The organism is Priestia megaterium, from assembly GCF_041941685.1.
GTDB lineage: Bacteria > Bacillota > Bacilli > Bacillales > Bacillaceae_H > Priestia > Priestia megaterium_C.
The window spans coordinates 3,502,129-3,523,615 of record NZ_CP130958.1 but is presented as its reverse complement, the minus strand read 5'-3'; the positions used below and the strand labels follow the sequence as shown (position 1 = coordinate 3,523,615).

Sequence of the window (21,487 nt, the reverse complement as noted above, 5' to 3'; positions counted from 1 at the left end):
TCTTTTAAACAAGACATGTTAGGTTTTTATTTTGTATTTTAAAAGCGTTTTACGCTCAATAAAATCAGTAATTTCTAATGGTTCTAATTTACGTGTGTGTCCATTAAATCTTGTCAAAATGTGAAACTTAATTTGTTTCGTGAAGAAGAATTAGTTAATGCAACAATAAAAAGGTGTCCTTCAGTAAGTTAGGACACCTTTTTTATATTCTGAAAACATTCATTACGTTAATTAAATAATAAAATATTTCGTAAACATCATTATTTTACTGTCTACACTTACTAACGATAAATAAGCAATTTTCCCACCAAATATTACACTTCTAAATCACAGAATATGAATTATTATTTAACAGTTCCTTCTTTTACTGCGACTTTCGTGTTTCTAAAGAAGTATACTTTTATGGACATTGTACTTGGTTCGTTAGATAGCCATAATGTAAAAGGTCAGTAATTAATCCTTTAGTTCTTCGTAAAGACTTCACGCATAAATTCATTCATAACATGCAGACATCCATAATCAACATTATATAGAAGGATTAATCATGTTTTCGGGTCTTACGATGTTATCAAACTGTTCTTCTGTTAACAAGTTCAGCTTGAGTGCTGATTCTTTTAATGTTAATTCTTCTTGATGGGCATATTTTGCTATTTTAGCTGCATTCTCATAACCAATATGAGGATTTAGAGCTGTTACAAGCATGAGAGAGTTTTCTACATTTTGTTGAATCTTTTCGATGTTTGGTTCAATTCCTACAGCACATTTATCGTGGAACGCTTGCATTGAATCGGCAAGAAGTCTTACTGATTGAAGAAAGTTGTAAATAATGACAGGCTTAAATACGTTAAGTTCAAAGTTTCCTTGACTCGCTGCGAAACCAATTGCTGCATCATTTCCCATTACTTGTGCTGCTACCATCGTCATCGCTTCACTTTGGGTAGGATTCACTTTACCTGGCATAATAGAGCTTCCAGGTTCATTTGCTGGAATAGTAATTTCTCCAATCCCACAACGAGGACCACTGGATAACCATCGAACGTCATTGGCAATTTTCATTAAATCTGCTGCAAGGGCCTTTAAAGCTCCATGTGTATAAACCATCTCATCGTGGCTCGTTAATGCATGGAATTTATTTAATGAACTTTTAAACAGTTGTCCTGTAAAATTCGTTATTTCTTCTGACACAACCTCTCCAAATTGAGGATGAGCGTTAATCCCAGTTCCTACAGCAGTACCCCCGATTGCTAAATCGCGCATCTTTTCTGTTGCTTCTATAATCATTTCTTTTGAGCGATCAAGCATATGAACCCAACCACTCATTTCTTGACCAAGGGTTAGTGGTGTTGCATCTTGAAGATGAGTGCGCCCAATTTTTATAATGTCTTGGTATTGCTTGGCTTTTTTCTCTAATGTGTTTCTAAGTTGATTAAGTGGGGGAAGCAATTGTTCATAAACAGCTAAAACACTCGCTACATGCATAGCCGTAGGAAACGTATCATTCGAGCTTTGACTACGATTAACATCGTCGTTTGGATGAATTGTAGCTTTTGCTCCCATCTCTTTCAATAAGGCTGTGGCCAAATTCGCTATAACTTCATTCATATTCATGTTACTTTGCGTTCCACTTCCTGTTTGCCACACAACAAGTGGGAAATTATCGCTGTATGCACCTTTAATTAACTCGTCACAAATCATTACAATCGCTTCAGCTTTTTCACTTTCTAAATTTCCAAGGCGATGATTTGCCTTGGCTGCACTACGTTTGAGTATGGCAAAGGCCTTTATCATACGTTCTGGTATCTTTTCAGTGCCTATCTTAAAGTTTTCTTTACTACGTTGGGTCTGCGCTCCCCAAAACTTATCTGCAGGAACCTTAATTTCACCCAGAGTATCTTTTTCTAATCTATATTCCATCTCAACTTCTCCTTTTAAACACATTAAATTTTGTTCGATTTTTATAAAAACAAAAAAATAGTTTAAATTTTTACTGACAAAGTAATACTAGCATTGATGTTTTATAATGTATAATGCATAATAAGTATATTTTTAATGTTTACATGTAATGATTATACTGAAGGAGATGAAATTTTAATGGAATGGGAACAACTTGAGTATTTTCAAACTCTTGCGCGCGTTCAACACGTAACGAAAGCTGCTGAAATTTTATCGATTAGTCAACCTGCTCTTTCACGATCTATTGTGCGACTAGAAGGCCATTTGGGAGTCCCTCTTTTCGATAGGCAAAAGCGCTCTATTAAGTTAAATAAATACGGAGAAATTTTTCTCAAGAAAGTGGATTCTATTATGAAAGACTATGAAGAAGGAAAGGAAGAGATTAATTCACTTTTAAAACCAGACCAAGGTGAAATTTCACTTGGATTCTTACATACTTTAGGAGTCACAATAGTCCCTAGTTTAATTGCAGGGTTCAAGAAACAATACCCTAACGTTCATTTTCAGTTACACCAAAACCATTCTAACTGGCTGCAGGAGAAGCTGACATCTGGTGAATTAGATCTGTGTTTACTGGCCTCTTTTCCTGTAGAATCTCCTGTGAAATGGATTGCTTTATGGGATGAAGAGCTATTTTTGTTTGTGCCTAAGGGACATAGGTTATCTACACGAGAACATGTTACGGTAGAGGAGATTGCTGAGGAGTCCTTTATTTTAATGAGAGAAGGATATGCTCTTCGGGTAACAATCGACGATATTTTTGAACAGGCAAATATCAATCCTACTATTGTATTTGAAGGTGAAGAAGCTGCTACTATTGCAGGGTTCGTCGCAGCTGGTTTAGGAGTATCTATACTCCCTGATCTTAAAGGGTTGGATCAAACTAACCTCGCAAAAATACGCATTTGTTCATCGAGTTTTCAACGTACGATTGGGGTTTCGTGGGTTGAAGGAAAATATCTATCTCCTGTTGTTGAAAACTTCAAACAGTATATTATCCAACATTTTCATCAAATCAGGTCTATAGAAGAATAAGGATTCTGGTGCGAAAATTTCAATGCACTTACAAGTAAGCTCTCAATCTTGGACACACTGATACTATTATTTTAAAAAAGGTGTGTGATCAGTATGGAAGAGAAAAACTTGTTCAAATAGAAACATTATCGGCCTGATGTTATTTTAGTAACAGTAAGGTAGTACCTACAGTACAACCTGAGTTTTCGTGATTTAGTGGAAATGCTGGAAGAGCAATGGTTATCAATCGCTCACACTACTATTATGCGCTTGGTTCATCAATATGGACCTCAATTAGAGAAAAGAGTACGGCATCATCTTAAATCAACCAATAACTCATGAAGAGTCGATGAAACCTACATCAAAATAAAAGGGCAAATAAACATTATGGTAAATAGAAATAACGAGAAATCAAAAAGACCACCCATAAAGATGGATAGGCTTTTTGAAATTTTTATTTATATTGATAAGAAATTTTCAAGTCATATGAAGTTTGTCATTTTGAGTTCAAAAAACTTAGTTAAAGGGATTTAGCCTAATTTCTTAACCATTCCTGTACGTGAAGATGTTTCAAGTGTATCAAGAAGCTTGTGACGAGCACTAACATGAGCGAAATCAAGGGTAAACAAGGAGGTCTTCAAAAGATAGTCCTGTTCTTTACTCCAATAAGCTAACAAACTTTGTTACTGATGTCTCCTGTAGATTAAAGTTAACAAATAATAATCCCACAAGAAGTATGATGTGAGCAATCAGTATCTTAGTCTTTGTTTTACAACCATTTTACCTATAACTAAAATAGGTTAGAATAAATGTATGAGGTGTTAAGAGAAAAGAGGGAAAGGAAATGAAACCAACAATATATGATGTAGCAAAGGAAGCTGGAGTATCCATTTCAACCGTTTCTAAAGTATTAAATAATACGGGGAGTATTGCAGAGAAAACCAGAAAAAAGGTTAGAGATACCATGCATGAGTTAAACTATCAACCTAGTGTCGTAGCATCTGTTAAAAAGCGTATTCAAACTATTGGGCTTCTGATACCTAATATTGCGAACCCTTTTATGGCAGAAATAGCAAGGGGTATTGAAAACCATGTTAAGAAATTTGGTTTTAGTTTGATGATTTGTAGTACGGACAATGATTTAAAAAATGAAATCGAGTATATTTCTATATTAAAGCAAAAATACATAGATGGTATTATAATTGCTACAGGATTAAAAGAGGATAAGGCTATTAAGGAGCTGCTTAAGGCCGAGATCCCGGTTGCGTTACTTTCTAGAGACGTATCTTCTCTTGCTGTGGATGCAGTATTAGTAGATGATTTTTTAGGAGGGTATGAGGCTACAGAATACCTGATAAGCTTAGGGCATAAAAGAATCGCAATGATTACTGAAGACATTAAGTTTCCGACGATAAGAGCAAGATTTGAGGGATATAAACAAGCCCTTGAGAAAGCAGGATTGTCATATGATGAAAGTTTAGTATCTCTCAATAATACTTCACTTGATGAGGGGAGACAGTCTACACGTGAACTTCTACATTTGCCTGTTCCCCCGACGGCTATCTTTGCCTCAACCGAATTTCTTGCGATTGGGGCAATACAAGGTGCGCGTGAACTTAAAATAAAAGTTCCGCATGATCTATCGATTATTGGATTTGACGACACGGTTCTTTCGACAATTTGTGATCCTCCTTTAACTACGATAGCTCAGCCTATTCGTGAAATGAGTAAGAAGGTTGTTGAACTATTGATAGAGGAGATTGAAGATTCAAAGGAGACGAAGCAACGAATTGTTTTATCTCCAAAATTAGTGGTTCGTGCATCTACTTCTCACAATAAAACGAATACATGAATGGAAATAAAATAATTAAACCTTATAGTAACTAATACCCTTATTAAAGTTTAAAGTTAGATATTTTGGTGTATAATCAATTTTCAGAAGTAAAAAAGGTTACATAGCTTCAAAGGAAGCTATGTAGCCTTTTTTTGCTATCTTCTTTTAAAAGAAGATAAACAATAATTCTTAACTCGTAAGAACATTCATATATCTTATACGATATTTATAGTAGCTCTATCTGATTCTAAATATTTTTATGTTTTGTTGTCTCAGCTAGAGATATACTAAACTACACACTACAGATCTTTACTCTTCTCTATGATCTTCATTTGACATAGGTAGAATATTGCTGTTTATTCTATATAATAAAATCCACTTTGCAAAAAGATATAGCTATTTATAGGCAATCCATTTAGCGCTTTCCTATTAACTTTATTAATTTATCGTGGTAACTACTTATTGCTTTTAAGGAAATTTTATAAGGAAAGAACTTTCCTTAATTTAAAAAATGTATGAATTTAGTTTACTAATAATTATAAAAAATACAGAACGGTTTTACTGTTTCTAATACCTTTAGGAAGAGTTTTTGGTCTAAAATTGCGTTATAAGGCATAATTTTATGTCATTGTTTAAATTTTTAAAAAATTATTGACAATAAAAAAACTAGGGGATAAACTAAATATTAAGGAAAGAGCTTTCCTTAATTGTTAGCTTACAAAGCATAAAAGGGTTGGTTGAACCCAAAATATGAAAGCGCTACAAAAAAGAAATAACAAGAAGATGGTAACTTTATTTACTCTTAAGGGGGAAGAAAGATGAAAGAAGTTAGAATTGGTCTGGTTGGTGCAGGACGCATGGGAAGTTTTCATGGAAGAACAGTGGCTCGTAAAATCTATGGGGCAAAGCTTAACGCGATTGCTGATCCAGTTTCAGGAGCTGCTGAAAGACTTGCGAAAGAACTCGGAGTGTCAAAGGCATATACAGATCCAAAGGAAATGTTTCAAGATCCACATATTGACGCAGTAGTTATTGCAGCTCCTGCCCGTTCACATGCAGATCTGGTTGTTGCTGCTGCTCATGCGGGGAAAGCAGTTTTTTGTGAAAAGCCAATGGCTATTACCCTAGAAGAAGCAGATAAAGCCATCTTGGCAGCTCAGAACGCAAACGTTCCCTTACAAGTCGGATTTAACCGTCGTTTTGCTTCAGATTTTAGAGCTGCTCATAACGATATTGCGGAAGGTAGAATCGGAACTCCACAGTTATTGAGATCTTTGACGCGTGATCCTGGATTAGGGGATCCAACTCCAATTCCAGAATGGACTATTTTTTTAGAAACGCTAATCCATGATTTTGATACATTACTCTATTTAAATCCAGGTGCAGAACCAGTTGAAGTTTATGCAGTAGCCGATGCACTTGTACGTCCAGATTTTAAAGATAAAGGTCTCCTTGACACTGCGGTTGTTAACATCCGTTTTGATAACGGAGCAATTGCGACAGCTGAAGCAAATTTCCAAGCAGTTTATGGATATGATGTTCGCGGTGAAGTATTTGGTTCAGCTGGAATGGTGACAGCTGGGGGTGTTCAACAAACAAATATGATTCGCTACACGGCAGAAGGAATAAGTAGGGATACATATCGAAGAGACACTGAATTATTACATGATGCTTACATCGCAGAACTCACTTCTTTTGTAGAATGTGTGCGTAATCAGAGTACTCCATATGTAACAGGTAACGATGCTCGCAGAGCTCTGTCAATTGCACTTGCTTGTATTGAATCTGTTAAGACAAATGCACCTGTGAAAATTAAGGAAAGTGTACAGTTGATTTAATTAAACTATCTCAATTACAAAATTATTATTTTATCCGACCTAAAAAGAAAGCGGTATCATTATGGGTTAATTCTTCTTTTTAGGCTTAGATTCCTGAAATGCAGCACTTCTAAAACAAATTAAATGTGTAAAAGGAGAATGGAAATGAAATTTTCAATTTGCAGTTGGACTTTTGGAGATATACCTTTAGAGAAGACAATGGAATTTGTTGCAAAAACCGGGTATGATGCAATAGAAATTAGAGCTGCAGTAAATGACTATAACTGGCGCGTTGTTAAACAATTAGCGAAAAATTTAGATCTAGAAATAAGCGGCTTGACAGGCGATACTGGTTGGCCAAACGAAGAACAAGATTTAGCTAATCGAAGCGAAGATAATCGAAAAAAAGCAGTCGCATACTTTGAAAGGCAAATTGAAGCTGTTAAAGAGGTAGGAGCAGAATATTTAGTTGTTTGTCCTTCGGCGGTTGGAAAAACAGCTCCAATGGGTGACGGGGGAGAGGACTGGAAATGGGCGATTGACTCTGTACAGAGACTAACGAAAAAAGCAGAGGAATTAAATATTACTCTTGTAATAGAACCTTTGAACAGATATGAGAGTTGCATTGTTAACACAGGAGCTGATGCTACAAAGTTTGTTAAAGAAGTTAATCATCCTAAAGTGAAAATGTTGCTAGATTCCTATCATATGAATATTGAAGAGCGAGATCTTGAATTTCCCTTTTTTGATGCACAGGACAACCTGCATATTCTTCATGTAGCTGATAGTAATCGAAGAGGTATGGGGCGTGGACATATCGACTTTAAACCATTTATCTCTGGAATACAGAAGATAAACTTCGATGGATATGTTGTAGTAGAAGCAACAGCCCCTGGGCCAAACCCTTTTCAAGCGAATAAGGGAGAAAATATGAATATGATTTATACGTTTGCGGAAGAAAGTTTATCGTTTTTACAAAATAACTTTAAGCCTGTGAAACAACTCTAAATAGTATTTCTTTGCTAAAAAAGATTCAACTAAAGGGGCGGATGGGTGGACCATGAATAAACAAAAAGTGTATAGGTGGGTAATTTATTGTTTTGGTGCTTTAGGTGGGCTTTTATTTGGTTATGATACAGGGGTTATTTCAGGAGCTCTTCTGTTTATAAAAAAAGACATGGGGCTAACACCTTTTCTTGAAGGGTTAGTTGTAAGTGGAGTTTTAATTGGTGCCCTTATCGGCGCAGCATTTAGTGGGCCTGTAGCCGATAAATATGGAAGAAAGAAAACCATTATTATGTTAGGTGCACTATTTACAATTGGCGCAATTGGCACAGCTATTTCTTCTAATGTACATACTTTAATTGCGTTTCGTATTGAACTGGGCATAGCAGTTGGAGGAGCTTCAGGTATTGTCCCTCTCTATTTAGCTGAAATGGCTCCAGCAAATATTCGTGGTAAGGTCTCTTCATTAAACACGATTATGAATGCTCTTGGTATTTTTATGGCCTATCTTGTAAATTACATGTTTGCAGCTTCGGAAAATTGGCATTGGATGCTCGGATTAGCTGTGATTCCTTCTGTTTTACTAATGTTAGGGATGTTCTTTATGCCTGAAAGTCCAAGGTGGCTTTGGCAGAATGTAAGTGAAAATGAAGCACGCAGAGTATTATCTCTGACAAGGTATTCACATCAAGTAGAAGAAGAAATAAGAAGTATAATGCAGATAAAGACTGAAAAAAAGGTCAATTTAAAACTACTTTTTGCACCTGGCTTACGTTCTATTTTATTTATTGGAATCGGTATTGCTGTATTTCAACAGATCATTGGAACCAATACAATTATTTACTATACACCAACGATTCTAAGTACAGCTGGATTTGGTTCCACAGCAGCGATTGCTGGAACAATAGGTATTGGAGTTTTTAACATTTTGTTTACGATTCTTGGAATGCTCCTTATTGATAAAATTGGCCGCAAGAAGCTATTGTTAATTGGAAACATCGGTATGACAATTGCGCTTGGTACACTGGGAGTTGGTATGACATGGGTTGAAGTGCCGGTGTGGCTATTACTAACCTGCCTTTCTTTGTTTATTGTTGCGTATTCAGCAAGTTGGGGTATGGTCGTATGGGTCATTCTTGGTGAAATCTTCCCTATGAATGTGCGTGGTGTAGCAATGGGGGTAGCAAGTACAGCTTTATGGCTTTCAAACATCGTCATCTCGATGTCATTCCCAGTCCTTGTAGAGGCTGTTGGGGTAGGAGTCCTATTCTTAACATATGCAGTTATTGGCGTCTTCGCTTTCCTTTTTGTCATGAAATATGTTCCCGAGACCAAAGGTCGAACACTAGAAGAAATTGAATTAGAGATAGCATTTAAAAATAAACAAGCTGTTAGCTAATATAGGTTGATTACCTACCAGAAATAGATTCAAAAATTAATAAGAGAATTTAAATTCTGAGTAAAAATAAGTCACGCTTTTTTATAAGATGTGACTTATTTTTGTATTTATATAATGTCTCTTAAAAGAAGTAGACAAAAGAAGCCATACTGAAGGCCTTTAACAAAAGCTCTTTTGCTGGTGTATGAAACTTTTTATACACCCTTGATTTTTCAACCTTTCTGAGATACCAAGCTTAAAACCCCTGGGGAAAAGTAGTTATTTTAATCACTCTAAATTAAGGATAAATGGCTTCCAGGTCTTTAAAGAGAAAACTTTTTCCTATGTAAATGTTATGAATTTATTTAAGTAGTTCCATCTTCTAAAAGCTTAACAGGCAGATATGTTTCAAGTTCTATATTGGTGAATTCGCCCTCAATCTGTTTAGATAAAATGTCAATTGCTACCTTTGCAATAGAATCAATAGGTTGTTGTATGGTCGTTAATTCGGGTAATATAGCTTTTACTGTTTCTGTTCCATCGTAACCAATCACTTTCAATTGATCAGGTATATCTTTTCCTCTTTTTCTAGATTCTGTTATAACAGCAGCCGCAATTAAATCATCACTTGCAAAAATACCGTCTACTTCTGGATGTTCATCAAAAAGCTTAGCGATTACCTCCTCTCGGCTCTTTTGAGGAGAGACTTCATATGTAATTGGTAATTTTCCGTATTCCTTCATAACATCCTCATACGCTTTTCTTCTGAAGTTTGCTGGTGTTTCCAGATCAAGTGGGCCATTAATATGAATAATATTTTCACACTGTTTATTTATTAACAATTCTGTAGCTTTTTTCCCTCCATCATAATTATCAGATCCTACAACAGGAATCTTTTCAGACAAATAATGATCAATTGCTACGATAGGCAAATTTTGTTTATGATAATCTAGAACTCCTCGGTTGTATGTTACCACAATGACCCCATCTACCTGATTTCGTATAAGCATTTCTAAGTATTTTTCCTCTTTATCCATACGGTTTAAACTGTTACAAAGCAACAATTTATAGCCTAGTGAAGTACAAATACTTTCAATATAAAAGGCTAGCTCACCGAAAAACGGGTTACTTGAATTGGGTATAATTAACCCTATTAAATTTGTTTTTTTATGAAATAAGGAACGTGCTAAATCGTTTGGAAAATAATTAATTTCCTCCATCGCTTTATAAACTTTATTCTTTGTTTTTTCACTTATGTAACCTCGATTATTTAAAACACGTGAAACTGTTGTTGATGAAACTCCTGCAACCTTTGCTACGTCATGGATATTAGGTTTCATTATCTTTCCTCCTATCCCACTAAATATCATTTGTTAATATTATATTAGGATTTTTTCTTTATTATTTAAACAAGCTTTTATATTTTTTAGTCAAATAATAATTTTTTAATTAGGTTAGGGAAATAGCTAAACATTAGATAAATACTTTATAACAATTAAAATTAATTCCTCCTTTGACAGCTTTATAATTTCCTGATTAATAAAAGTTCTGTATTTTGAAATACTTTATTGTGAGGAATGTTTTAATTAATTAAAGTTTATTGGTTACGGAATTATTGTAGAAAATATCTCTAATATGTGCAAGAATTAGGGATTAATTATTATTAGCTTACATCGAACAAACATTAACTTTTATTATGAATGAGATATTAATAATACATATATTCTAATATATTATACCTCCGTTTTAAGGTTAGGGGAGAGAAGTTTGATATTTCAAAAAAACATGTCAACCGATTGACATATGTAAACGGTTGACATAAAATACTTCTTGAAAGCGCTTTTATATATTTGTTGTGAATAAGGAGAAATAAGGGGGACTGGAACGTATGAAGAAATGGTTTTTAGTAGGTATATCTGTATTACTAATTTTTGCTGCAGCAGGTTGTGGTAAGGACAAAAGCGTAAGTAGTGACGGTAAACAAATGGTTACAATGTGGGTACATGTATCAGACGATAGTGAAGAAGGTAAGGTGTATAAAAAACGAGTAGATGCTTTTAACAAGAAGTATGCATCTAAAAATGTTAAAGCTAAAATTGAATTTATTCCACGTAGTGGGAACGGCGGAGGGTATGAGGATAAAGTGAACGCAGCGTTGACAACTGATACATTACCAGATGTTATTACGTTGGATGGTCCAAATACAGCTGCTTATGCAAAATCTGGCATCATTGCTCCACTAGATGATTACGTGAAAGATCAAGATGATTTACTACCAAGTATCAAGCAACAAGGAACATACAAAGACAAATTGTATGCGATTGGTGCGAGTGAATCGTCCGTGGGAATTTACTACAATAAAAAAATGCTAAAAGAGGCAGGCGTTGATTTAAATACGTTACCGACAGTTGATAATCCTTGGACATGGGATCAGTTCATGGCCTTATGTAAAACGTTGAAAGAAAAATATAATAAACCAGCTATTGATATGCAATTACAATCAAAAGATGAAATGTTAACGTACGCATTAACACCATTTGTATGGTCTGCAGGTGGAGAAATTATCTCAAAAGATGGTACTAAAGCAGAAGGTGTGTTTAATAAAAAGCCTAGTGTTGAGGCCATGACTTTTATTCAAACGATGTTAAAAGAAGGCTATACAACGCGTACTCCAGTTAAGCAGGCTTTCGAAACGGAAAAGTACCCAATGAAGTTTAGTGGTGTATGGACAGTAACAGATATGAAAACAAACTTCCAAAAAGTTGATTATGGTGTTATGCCTTATCCAGTATCACCAAAGACAAAGAAACTAGTTTCACCTTCAGGAAGTTGGCAGTTTGCAATGACACAGAAATCTGAAAATAAAGAATGGTCTGCTAAACTAGTAGATTGGATGACAAATAAAGATTCAAATTTAGAATTAAGTCGTACAATTGCAGCACTACCGGTTCGTTACTCTTCTGAAAAAGTACTTACAAAAGAATTTTCTGATCAAATGAATGTGTTTATGAAGCAATTAAAGAAATCAGGACACGCACGACCAGTAACACCAGCGTATCCACAAGTAACACGTGCTTTCCAACAAACAATTGATGATATCAGTTTCTATGATCAAAACAAAAACATTAAAAAAGTCTTAGATACACGTGCTACAGAAATGCAAGCAGCTATCGATAAGGCTAATCGATAAAAGCAGCTAGAAGGAGGCATTATGATTAAAACTGGATTAAAAGGAAATAAGACTGTTTACACATTCCCAGGAACAGAAAAAGAGACCAAAAATAGAGTTAAGTGGAAAGAAAATGTAGTAGCTTATACATTTTTAGGACCAGCATTATTACTTTTATTGCTGTTTCTTATTATTCCAGCTATTATGTCCGTCTACTATGCATTTACAGATTATTATCTTTTAACACCCGATATGCGTAAATTTGTAGGATTAGATAACTTTATCAATTTATTTAAGGATCCTATTTTCTTGAAAAGCCTGGCAAATACACTGAAATTTGTCGTTTGGGTAATTCCTTTACAGATAGGGGCAGCTCTTGGGCTGGCCCTCCTATTAAACAAACAACGTAAAGCTAACACATTTTTTAAAGTAGCTTACTTTAGTCCTGTGGTAATGTCGCTCGTTGTTATCTCAGTTCTTTGGCTTTATTTGTTAAATCCAAATGAAGGAATTATTAACAATGTACTCACTTATTTTGGTGTTTCAGCTCAACCGTTCTTAACGAGCCCTAAACAGGCTATGTTTACAATTGTTTTTGTTTCAGCATGGCAGGGAGCTGGGTTTCAAATGTTAATTTTTCTAGCGGGTTTGCAAAATATACCCGGAGATGTCTACGAAGCCGCACAGTTAGATGGAATGAATAAATGGCAACGGTTTATTTATATTACATTACCATTATTAAAGCCAACCTCTATTTTTATATTTATTACGACATTAATTGGTGCGTTTAAGCTATTAGTCCAACCAATGGTTATGACACAAGGGGGGCCAGTAAACTCTACGATGACGGTTGTATATTACATTTATCAAACTGGCTTTACGGATCGAATGGTTGGATATGCTAGTTCGATTGCTCTTCTATTTGGAACAATTATCGGATTAGTTACGCTAGCGCAACGGAAATTAGTGAAGGAGGAAGATGACTAATGAGACGGAAATTCGGACCTTTAACAATCTTAGAATACATTTGTTTAGTTTTGCTGGCGATATTATTTATATTTCCGTTGTTTTGGATGATTGCATCTTCAATGAAACCTGAAGCAGAAGTTTATAATAATATGGACAGTATTAAGGCTTTCCTACCTTCCTTTCATCCGTCAGATTGGTTTATATCCTATAAGCAAGTTCTGTCACGTTTTCACCTGATTGGTTATATAATAAACAGCCTGTTTTATGGTTTATGCGTAGCAGCAGGTTCTGTTATTATCAACGGGATGGCAGGTTATGCTTTCGCTAAATTGAATTTTAATGGAAAAAGAGTGCTGTTTGGTCTTTTATTGGCGCTTTTAATCGTACCACTAGAAACAATCTTAATCTCACAATTTACTATAGTTCACAAACTGGGATTAGTAGACACTCGTCTTGCTGTAATTCTGCCAGCCTTAGCAGGGGCATTCAATATCTATCTATTCCGAAACTTTTTTATGGCTATTCCAGCAGAAATTATTGAGTCAGCCAAATTGGATGGAGCAAATACCTGGCAAATATTCTTGAGAATTATGCTCCCGATGTCTAAACCGGCTGTTGCTACAGTTGGAACTTTAGCCTTTATTGGAAGTTGGAATGATTATATTTGGCCTTTAATGGTTTTAACAGACAAGTCAAAATTTCCGATTCAAGTGGCAATTACAGCCATCAATAGTACGGAGCCAGTTTACACGAATCAAGTTATGGCAGTTTTAACAATATCCACCATCCCATTAATTCTTATCTATATAGTGGCTCAGCGTTATATTTTAGAAGGGATTGGTGGTTCAGGAACAGGTATCAAATAAGAAAAAACTAGGTTATTGTGTCGAAAACAATATCTATGTATGGGTAATTTTTTTGAAAAATGTCAACCGGTTGACATAAACATATTGACTTGTGGAACCGGTTGACATAAAATGAATATGAAAGTGCTTTCAGTTTTTGTTTCAAGGATTCTATCTATCTAGTTAAAGGAGCAACAAACATGAAAAGTTCAAAAGTTCTCTATTGGAAGTTAAGTGCTTATTTTTTCTTTTTCTTTTTTACTTGGTCTTCTAGCGCCTCTTTATTTCCTATTTGGTTAAAGCAAGAATTAAATTTAAGTGGATCAGCCACAGGTTTGATTTTCTCTGTAAACGCTATCTTCGCATTGTGTATACAGCCTGTATATGGTTATATCTCCGACAAGATAGGTCTAAAGAAAAATATATTGTCTTTTATTAGTTTACTGCTTGTATTTGTAGGACCATTTTATATTTATATATATGGACCACTATTAAAATATAATGTGATTTTAGGTGCAGCTGTGGGAGCTATTTATTTAGGCGTTGGTATTTCGGCAGGTATTGGCGCTATTGAAACCTATGTTGAAAAAGTTAGCCGCAAATATAATTTCGAATACGGAAAGTCTAGAATGTGGGGTTCGTTAGGTTGGGCGTCAGCAACTTTCTTTGCAGGTCAGCTATTTAATATTAATCCAAATATCAACTTTTGGGTTGCATCTGTTTCAGCAATTATCTTAGTTGCAATTATTTTATCAGTGAAAATAGAAGTCACAAACTATGAATTGGAAAAAGCTGGATCCGTTAAATTAAAGGACGTTGGACAACTTTTTCTTTTAAAGAAGTTTTGGTTTTTGATAATGTATGTGATTGGAGTAACGTGTGTATATAGTGTGTACGATCAGCAATTTCCAATTTATTATACGTCTTTATTCGCTACTGAAGCCACGGGGAATCAGGTGTTTGGATATTTAAGTTCTTTTCAAGTATTTTTAGAGGCTGGGATGATGTTTGTTGCGCCTTTCATTGTAAACAAAATTGGACCAAAAAACGGACTATTATTAGCCGGTCTTCTAATGGCACTTCGTATTATTGGTTCGGGGCTTGTTGTAGGACCAATCGGTATTTCTTCAATGAAATTAATACATGCATTAGAATTACCCATTATGTTGATTGCTATTTTTAAATATTTTGCAGCTAACTTTGATACACGACTATCTTCCGTTTTGTATTTAGTTGGATTTCAAGCAGCCTCTCAAATAGGTGCATCTTTGTTATCGCCTTTTGCAGGTAAATTATACGACATAATAGGCTTCCGTCATACTTACCTTATTCTAGGAATAATGGTCCTTTGTTTTACGATTATTTCAATGTTCACTTTATTAAGTTCTAATAAAAGTAAAGGTTTAGAAGGAAATATAACGGACATAAAACAAGTTATATAAGGAGATGTTTGAATGTTCACAATAAACAAACTTCAACAAGCGCAAGATGCATTGGATACTGCAAAAGAAAAAGTAAATAACCGTTATAGGTTAGGTTATCATATTATGGCACCTGCCAACTGGATTAATGATCCAAATGGTTTGGTACAGTATAAAGGAGAATATCATGTATTTTATCAACATCACCCTTACGATGAAAACTGGGGTCCAATGCATTGGGGGCATGTAAAAAGTAAAGATCTTGTTCATTGGGAACACTTGCCCATTGCTCTAGCGCCTGGAGATACTTGTGATACAGATGGATGCTTTTCTGGAAGTGCAGTAGATAATGATGGGGAATTAACGTTGATCTATACAGGTCATCACTATGTAGATAAAGAAAAAGACCTATTTTATCAAAATCAAAATCTTGCTGTTAGTACCGATGGCATCACATTTCATAAGATTACAGAAAATCCAGTAATTCCTAAACCACCTACGGATAGTAGTCATCATTTCCGTGACCCTAAAGTATGGAAATACAAAGATAGTTGGTATATGGTAGTAGGAAATTCGACTAAGGAGAATGTAGGGAGAGTAATTTTATACCGTTCTCCTGATTTATGTAAGTGGTCATACGTCGGTGTATTAGCACAAGGAAACGAAAAACTTGGATTTATGTGGGAATGTCCAGATTTCTTTGAATTAGATGGAAAATACGTTCTCATGATTTCTCCACAAGGTATTGAAAAAGATGGGGATTTATACAACAATCTATTCCAGACGGGATATTTAATTGGAGATTACAATTACGAAACAAACGAGTTTATGCACGGTTCATTTAATGAGTTAGATAATGGACATGATTTTTATGCAGTTCAAACGTTATTAGATGAAAAAGGACGTCGGATTGCTATTGGTTGGATGGATATGTGGGAGTCAGATATGCCAACAAAAGAAGATGGATGGTGTGGAGCACTTACATTACCGCGTGAGGTTACCTTAGGAGAAAATGATAAAGTTCTAATGAATCCTGTGGAAGAATTAAAGTTATTGCGTGAAATTGAACATAATATACTTACCAATGCGATTTCTAATAATTATTTAATAGAGACAAGCGAAGATTTACTTGAAATAAAAGCTGTGTTTGACTTAAGCAATTGTAACGCTCAATCGGTTGGGATAAGAATTCGTGGAATTAATCAGGAAGAGACTGCATTAAAGTATTATTTAGACACACAAACACTAAAACTCGATTGTTCTAAGTCTGGTAAAGTTGAAGACGGTGTGAGAAAGACCATTCTTAGAGCAGATCAAGAGCTTTCCTTACGCATATTTATTGACCGATCCTCTATTGAAGTATTTGCAAATGAGGGACAAGCAACTATGACAAGTCGTATTTATCCAACTGAGGATAGATTAGGAATTGAGGTATTTGCAGATGTTGAGGATGTAAGGATTAAGGAATTAACATATTGGAAGTTAAAAGATATCTGGAAATAAATTATGAATGAACAAGTGTTTATACACTTGTTCATTGTTTTGGGGTGAAGATGTTGAAAAGAGTTTTTTGTATTGGTGAAACATTAATTGATTTTATTCCTGTTCAAAAAGAGAAATCTTTAAAAGAAGTTACTAGTTTTGAACGTGTGGCTGGGGGAGCTCCTATGAACGTTGCAATTGCGATTGCAAAGTACGGAGGGAATTCTGTTATGCTAACCAAAATAGCTAATGATAGCTTCGGTGATTATTTAGTAGATGTGCTTGAAGAAAATGGGGTAGATACTTCTTACATTATTCGATGTGGTGAAGGAGAGACCGGTTTGGCATTCGTATCTGTAGATAAATTGGGAGATAGGGACTTCAGTTTTTACAGAAAGAATTCAGCTGACTTATTACTCTTACCAAACGAGGTGAAAGTAGAGTGGTTTGATAAGGGAGACCTTCTTCATTTTTGTTCTGTAGATTTAGTCGAAAGTCCAATGAAACAAACTCATATAAAAGTAATAGATAGTTTTCAAAAAATCGGGGGGATTGTCAGTTTTGATCCCAATGTTCGTCTTCCCTTATGGCCTGATAAAGAAAGCTGTCGTCGAACAATTCTAGACTTTGTGCCCTTAGCAGATATCCTGAAAGTATCGGATGAAGAATTATTTTTTATAACCAATATTAAGGGAGAAAGAGAAGCTATTAACTCTCTTTTTGTTGGTAATGTAAAAGTAGTCGTTTATACAAAAGGAAAAGATGGAGCTATTATTTATTTAAAAAATGGAGAACAATTTGAGGATAAAGGATTTAAAGTAACTGTTTCAGATACAACCGGAGCAGGTGATGCATTTATAGGTGGTTTCTTATCTGAATTGCTTTCAATTGATATATCGAGCGACAATCTATGTCAAAAAGTGAGTGAACACCATCAACAATTGCTTACCTTTGCTAATGCAAGTGGGGCACTTACTGCTTCAGTAAAAGGAGCGATACACGCAGCACCTGGAAAACAACATATAATGAATTTTATTGCTACTCAAAGAGGCAGATTAGCTTAAGACAATAATTATAGATGAATTTCATATTTGTCGTCACTTAGAGTAAATAGCGAAACCTTAAAAATATATAAAATAATTTGGTGTTTACTTAACTGAACGCGAAAAGCAGGTGAAAGAAGAGGGTTAATTATTCTAAGTAAAGTCGATTAAAATATTTATTTTCAAAGTTATACGTATATGAATCTACAAATCTGGCCAAACTAATAACGTATTCCCCCTATTCCAATAAATATGAAAAACCTTTGTCTATCTATATGGACAAAGGTTTCTTTTGTATTAATCATTCAGTGGCAAAATTCATACCACTATAGTAATTTTTTCTTTTTGGTTGAATAATCAATTGAATTAGCTATTTCAATAAGAGATTGGATCGATACTTGTTTTGAAACTCTCTTATCAATACTAAGCATATACTGCCAATTATCTTTTTCGAAAACAATCATCTCGGACCCTGAATTTTCTATATAATGGGCGGGTTGTCCATCTTTAAGAAGATAGGATTTTTTTATGTGCTTATTCGTAAACTGTATTTTATGCTTACTAGGCCTAATTTCAATTGTGTAATGATTTTCCGGAATTTGATCATGAACAGATTCTAAATCAAATGAGTCGTTAATCGTACCTTTTAATCACCTACATAATATTGATTTAGATATATTGTATGAGCATGTATTAAACTAAACGATTCCTTTCAAGTAGTAAGATGTTTAGCTTAGTTACAAGATGAAAGGGCACTTTGTAAGACTGGTGATCTTAATTTTTCTGTTTTAGAATTTGAAGGGCGCACCTGTATCTTGACATTTTTCATCTCTTCCGTAATCCAATCGAACTTTCCAGCCCACGTAACGCCATCTTCTTCAGGTGTAGAATATAGTTTGAAACGCCAACTAATGTAACCTGGAATGGTTGCAAACCCTTCATATTGATCATACTCACCATAAGTAGAAGGGTGAGGAAGGTGAACAGCCATAATACTAATGTTTGTTCGAGCAAAACTGGGTGGATTCAATTGTACTTTGTAAATTAGAGCTGTTCCTTTTGCATTTTTTAAATGTTTGTCTACAGGCTCTAATATCGAACTACAAGGCATTTTACTGGCATTAGTTTGACTTGGATAAACAAGTACTACAAAAGACAAGATTATAACTAAAATAAGCTTTTTCATGTTATTTCCTCCCATTTTTTAGTTGCTATCTCCTATTAAATACATATTTATTAGGATGAAATCAAAGCGGTATTTACTTCAGGAAAACAGAAGGATAGTAACAACGTAACTGGGCAAAAATACAACAAAATATGAATATAGGGTGAGCTATATGAATAAAAGGGCAGTTCTTTTACTTCTGATACTTGGTATTTTCGCTTATGGTACAAATTACGGAACTGTATTTGCCAATTCAACAGAAGAAAGAAATCGACCTGAGAAAGCTTGTAGCGAGGAATTTGAAAAGTACCATAAAAAACTTAATGATAGGGTGCTAAAAGATATTGTTAAAAGTTATAGCTTAGATTTATCTGGGTTTCAGGAATTCACGCACAGAGAATTAGATTTAAAAGTAGGAGATAACATCAATGACCATTCTGACCAGGTCTCATTGCCCCACTAATTTGTCTTTTTTAGTTTCCATAAAACGTATTCTAGGCACCAAAAAAAGCCTTATAAATAACTATAAGACTTTTAATACTAAAGTGTTTCTAATAACTCAAGGGCCACTAAATAAAAAAGGAGCAATAACTACAGGAAATATAACAACCAAACATAAAAACAGAAGGTTTCCTGTTATTCCTATAACCCTTAACAATCCTTTTTTACCTAAAATAGTTAAAACCAATCCTAATATAGATCCACCTATCCAAATTGGGAATGCTACTTCATCAGGAACGAGATCAACACCATTTATAAAGAAAAGAATTAAAATGACGTTAATAATAAACAAAATCAATCCAATGGTACTAAAGCTCTTTTTAGTCATTATCATATCTCCTCTCTATAGAAGATATTACCATATACTTAATCTTATTTAACACTGTATACTCCATACATATTTAGTTAACATAATGTCTCTTTCCGGAACACATACAAAAAGAGAACCCTTGCGGCAGTAGGGGGGACTGACCCCCTATAGTGAGACAAATAAAAAACACCTTTAAGTTAAAAAACGGGTATATACTACCTAACAATCACTTGGAGGTGTTTTTTCTATGGGGACAAGAGTTAGTTATCCAGCAGAGGTAAAGATAAAAGCTATTGAGATGAGATTAGCTGGTGTACCTGTCAAAGAAGTGCTTTCCCAATTAAATATTCGCAGTTACACCCAATTAAAAAGGTGGATGAGATGGTATAAAAATGGAGAAATGCATCGATTTGAACAGCCTGTAGGCAAGCAATATTCATATGGAAAGGGACCTGGCTTTAAAGACGAAATATCCAAATTGAAAGCAGAAAACCGGTATTTAACACAACAGATTGAGGTCTTAAAAAAGTACAAGGAATTGGAGAGGAAGTGGTCCCAGAAATCGTAGTGAACGTAGTGGAAGAGTTAAAAGATAAGATACCAGTCTATCAAATCTGTCAGTACCTTGATATCCCTCGATCGACTTATTATCGCTGGAGGCAACAGGAACAATCAGAACGGACAAAGAAAAAGAAATGGATGGAACAACAGATTGGTAAGCAGTGTCGTAAACACAAGTTCCGATATGGCTATCGAAAAATTACAGCATTACTCAATCGAACGATGAAGATTAACCATAAATTTGTACAACGTGTCATGCAGAAATACGGTTGGCAATGTCGCGTAAAACGAAAAAAACGAAAGCAAACAGGGCAACCTTATCAGGTTACAGAGAATGTATTAAATCGTGAGTTTCAAGCTGATCGTCCTCTTCAGAAATTAGTAACTGATATAACCTACTTGCCTTTTGGACCTAAACAGTTGTATCTTTCAAGTATTCAAGATTTATTTAATGGGGAAATCATTGCGTATTCGATTGGTGATTATCAAAACGTAGAATTTGTCTTAGATACGTTAAGCCAACTTCCTTCTTTACCTAAAGGATTTACGTTGCATAGTGACCAAGGCTCTGTGTACACATCGCATCTCTATCAACAAAAAATCAAAGAAAGAGGCATTACTATGAGTATGTCCCGTAAAGGGACACCCGCAGATAATGCCTCCATTGAATCGTTTCATTCCTCGCTAAAGTCTGAAACGTTCTACCTCGACGAGTTAACATATACGACGACCACCATCGTCGAACAAATCGTCGAAAACTATATTACCTATTACAACAATGCCCGTATTCAAACGAAACTAAACAACCAGTCACCAGTACAATACCGGCAGATGGTTGTTTAAAAGGTGCTTTGATTCCTGTCTCACAAACAGGGTGCAGTCCCCTTTTTCCGGAGTATGCAGCTTTTTATACATCCTTGGTGTCACAAGGTTTCTCTTAGCGATGAAAGTCAGAAAAATGTATAAAAAGCTCACCTTTTATACATATGGTTGCACGGAAGAATATAGTATTTTTAGAAA

The 21,487-nt window shown here is 34.9% G+C and carries 18 protein-coding genes and 1 pseudogene; 14 read left to right on the top strand and 5 right to left on the bottom strand.

Translation table 11 applies throughout. The annotated features are described in order from the left end of the window. Nucleotides 1-525: 525 nt before the first annotated feature. Nucleotides 526-1,914, bottom strand: a complete 1,389-nt coding sequence (gene fumC, locus Q5794_RS18665; RefSeq protein ID WP_374988286.1) for a class II fumarate hydratase — start codon at nt 1,912-1,914, stop codon at nt 526-528. A gap of 177 nt (nt 1,915-2,091) precedes the next feature. Between fumC and Q5794_RS18660 the strand changes: the two genes are divergently transcribed. The 6 genes and pseudogenes from Q5794_RS18660 (at nt 2,092) to Q5794_RS18635 (ending at nt 9,022) form a co-directional block, all read left to right on the top strand. Further along, complete coding sequence (locus Q5794_RS18660) at nt 2,092-2,988, top strand: LysR family transcriptional regulator (protein ID WP_214987230.1); 897 nt, start codon at nt 2,092-2,094, stop codon at nt 2,986-2,988. Nucleotides 2,989-3,129: 141 nt separating this feature from the next. Then, a pseudogene (locus Q5794_RS18655) lies at nt 3,130-3,306 on the top strand (IS6 family transposase); the annotation flags it as partial. A gap of 505 nt (nt 3,307-3,811) precedes the next feature. Continuing rightward, nucleotides 3,812-4,819 (top strand): LacI family DNA-binding transcriptional regulator, encoded by a 1,008-nt coding sequence (locus Q5794_RS18650; protein ID WP_075421869.1) that lies wholly within the window; start codon nt 3,812-3,814, stop codon nt 4,817-4,819. Between the two features lie 800 nt (nt 4,820-5,619). Further along, nucleotides 5,620-6,639 carry a Gfo/Idh/MocA family oxidoreductase gene (locus Q5794_RS18645; RefSeq protein ID WP_075421870.1) on the top strand — a complete coding sequence of 340 codons (1,020 nt, stop codon included), beginning with the start codon at nt 5,620-5,622 and terminating at the stop codon, nt 6,637-6,639. Nucleotides 6,640-6,783: 144 nt separating this feature from the next. After that, complete coding sequence (locus tag Q5794_RS18640; RefSeq protein WP_214987228.1) at nt 6,784-7,626, top strand: sugar phosphate isomerase/epimerase; 843 nt, start codon at nt 6,784-6,786, stop codon at nt 7,624-7,626. A 52-nt stretch (nt 7,627-7,678) separates the two neighbouring features. After that, nucleotides 7,679-9,022, top strand: coding sequence for a sugar porter family MFS transporter (locus tag Q5794_RS18635; RefSeq protein ID WP_075421872.1), 1,344 nt, complete (start codon nt 7,679-7,681; stop codon nt 9,020-9,022). Between the two features lie 344 nt (nt 9,023-9,366). Here the strand turns inward: Q5794_RS18635 and Q5794_RS18630 are convergent, their stop codons facing one another. Beyond that, nucleotides 9,367-10,341 (bottom strand): LacI family DNA-binding transcriptional regulator, encoded by a 975-nt coding sequence (locus Q5794_RS18630; protein WP_192994898.1) that lies wholly within the window; start codon nt 10,339-10,341, stop codon nt 9,367-9,369. Between the two features lie 548 nt (nt 10,342-10,889). Between Q5794_RS18630 and Q5794_RS18625 the strand changes: the two genes are divergently transcribed. The 6 genes from Q5794_RS18625 (at nt 10,890) to Q5794_RS18600 (ending at nt 17,951) form a co-directional block, all read left to right on the top strand. Continuing rightward, nucleotides 10,890-12,191: an ABC transporter substrate-binding protein gene (locus Q5794_RS18625; RefSeq protein WP_214987227.1), complete on the top strand. Its 1,302-nt coding sequence runs from the start codon at nt 10,890-10,892 to the stop codon at nt 12,189-12,191. A 21-nt stretch (nt 12,192-12,212) separates the two neighbouring features. Next, the gene (locus Q5794_RS18620; protein WP_057243429.1) at nt 12,213-13,157 is read left to right on the top strand and encodes a carbohydrate ABC transporter permease; all 945 of its coding nucleotides are present in this window, start codon (nt 12,213-12,215) and stop codon (nt 13,155-13,157) included. Further along, nucleotides 13,157-14,005 carry a carbohydrate ABC transporter permease gene (locus Q5794_RS18615; protein ID WP_214987226.1) on the top strand — a complete coding sequence of 283 codons (849 nt, stop codon included), beginning with the start codon at nt 13,157-13,159 and terminating at the stop codon, nt 14,003-14,005. The genes Q5794_RS18620 and Q5794_RS18615 overlap by 1 nt, the downstream gene beginning before the upstream one ends. A gap of 179 nt (nt 14,006-14,184) precedes the next feature. Then, entirely contained in the window at nt 14,185-15,426 is a 1,242-nt protein-coding gene (locus Q5794_RS18610; RefSeq protein WP_374988285.1) for an MFS transporter, read from the top strand. Between the two features lie 21 nt (nt 15,427-15,447). Beyond that, nucleotides 15,448-16,908, top strand: a complete 1,461-nt coding sequence (locus Q5794_RS18605; protein ID WP_374989235.1) for a glycoside hydrolase family 32 protein — start codon at nt 15,448-15,450, stop codon at nt 16,906-16,908. Between the two features lie 53 nt (nt 16,909-16,961). Next, a complete protein-coding gene (locus Q5794_RS18600; protein WP_214987362.1) occupies nt 16,962-17,951 on the top strand; it encodes a carbohydrate kinase in 990 nt (329 codons plus the stop codon). Nucleotides 17,952-18,256: 305 nt separating this feature from the next. On the opposite strand, the gene Q5794_RS18595 is transcribed toward Q5794_RS18600, so the two are convergent. Both Q5794_RS18595 and Q5794_RS18590 read right to left on the bottom strand, forming a co-directional pair. Then, nucleotides 18,257-18,502 carry a DUF4367 domain-containing protein gene (locus Q5794_RS18595; protein ID WP_372586337.1) on the bottom strand — a complete coding sequence of 82 codons (246 nt, stop codon included), beginning with the start codon at nt 18,500-18,502 and terminating at the stop codon, nt 18,257-18,259. 161 nt (nt 18,503-18,663) lie between these two features. Further along, nucleotides 18,664-19,116, bottom strand: a complete 453-nt coding sequence (locus Q5794_RS18590) for a hypothetical protein (RefSeq protein WP_214987224.1) — start codon at nt 19,114-19,116, stop codon at nt 18,664-18,666. 151 nt (nt 19,117-19,267) lie between these two features. Here Q5794_RS18590 and Q5794_RS18585 point away from each other — a divergent pair, with 151 nt between their 5' ends. Then, complete coding sequence (locus Q5794_RS18585) at nt 19,268-19,558, top strand: hypothetical protein (protein WP_192994891.1); 291 nt, start codon at nt 19,268-19,270, stop codon at nt 19,556-19,558. Between the two features lie 96 nt (nt 19,559-19,654). Here Q5794_RS18585 and Q5794_RS18580 read toward each other — a convergent pair whose 3' ends face one another. After that, nucleotides 19,655-19,924, bottom strand: coding sequence for a hypothetical protein (locus tag Q5794_RS18580; RefSeq protein WP_214987223.1), 270 nt, complete (start codon nt 19,922-19,924; stop codon nt 19,655-19,657). A 229-nt stretch (nt 19,925-20,153) separates the two neighbouring features. Between Q5794_RS18580 and Q5794_RS18575 the strand changes: the two genes are divergently transcribed. Then, nucleotides 20,154-21,310 (top strand): IS3 family transposase gene (locus tag Q5794_RS18575; RefSeq protein ID WP_374988284.1). Its coding sequence is split into 2 segments (ribosomal slippage): nt 20,154-20,424 and nt 20,424-21,310, totalling 1,158 coding nucleotides; the frame shifts between segments, so codons are not numbered across the junction. The last annotated feature ends 177 nt before the right edge of the window (nt 21,311-21,487 follow it).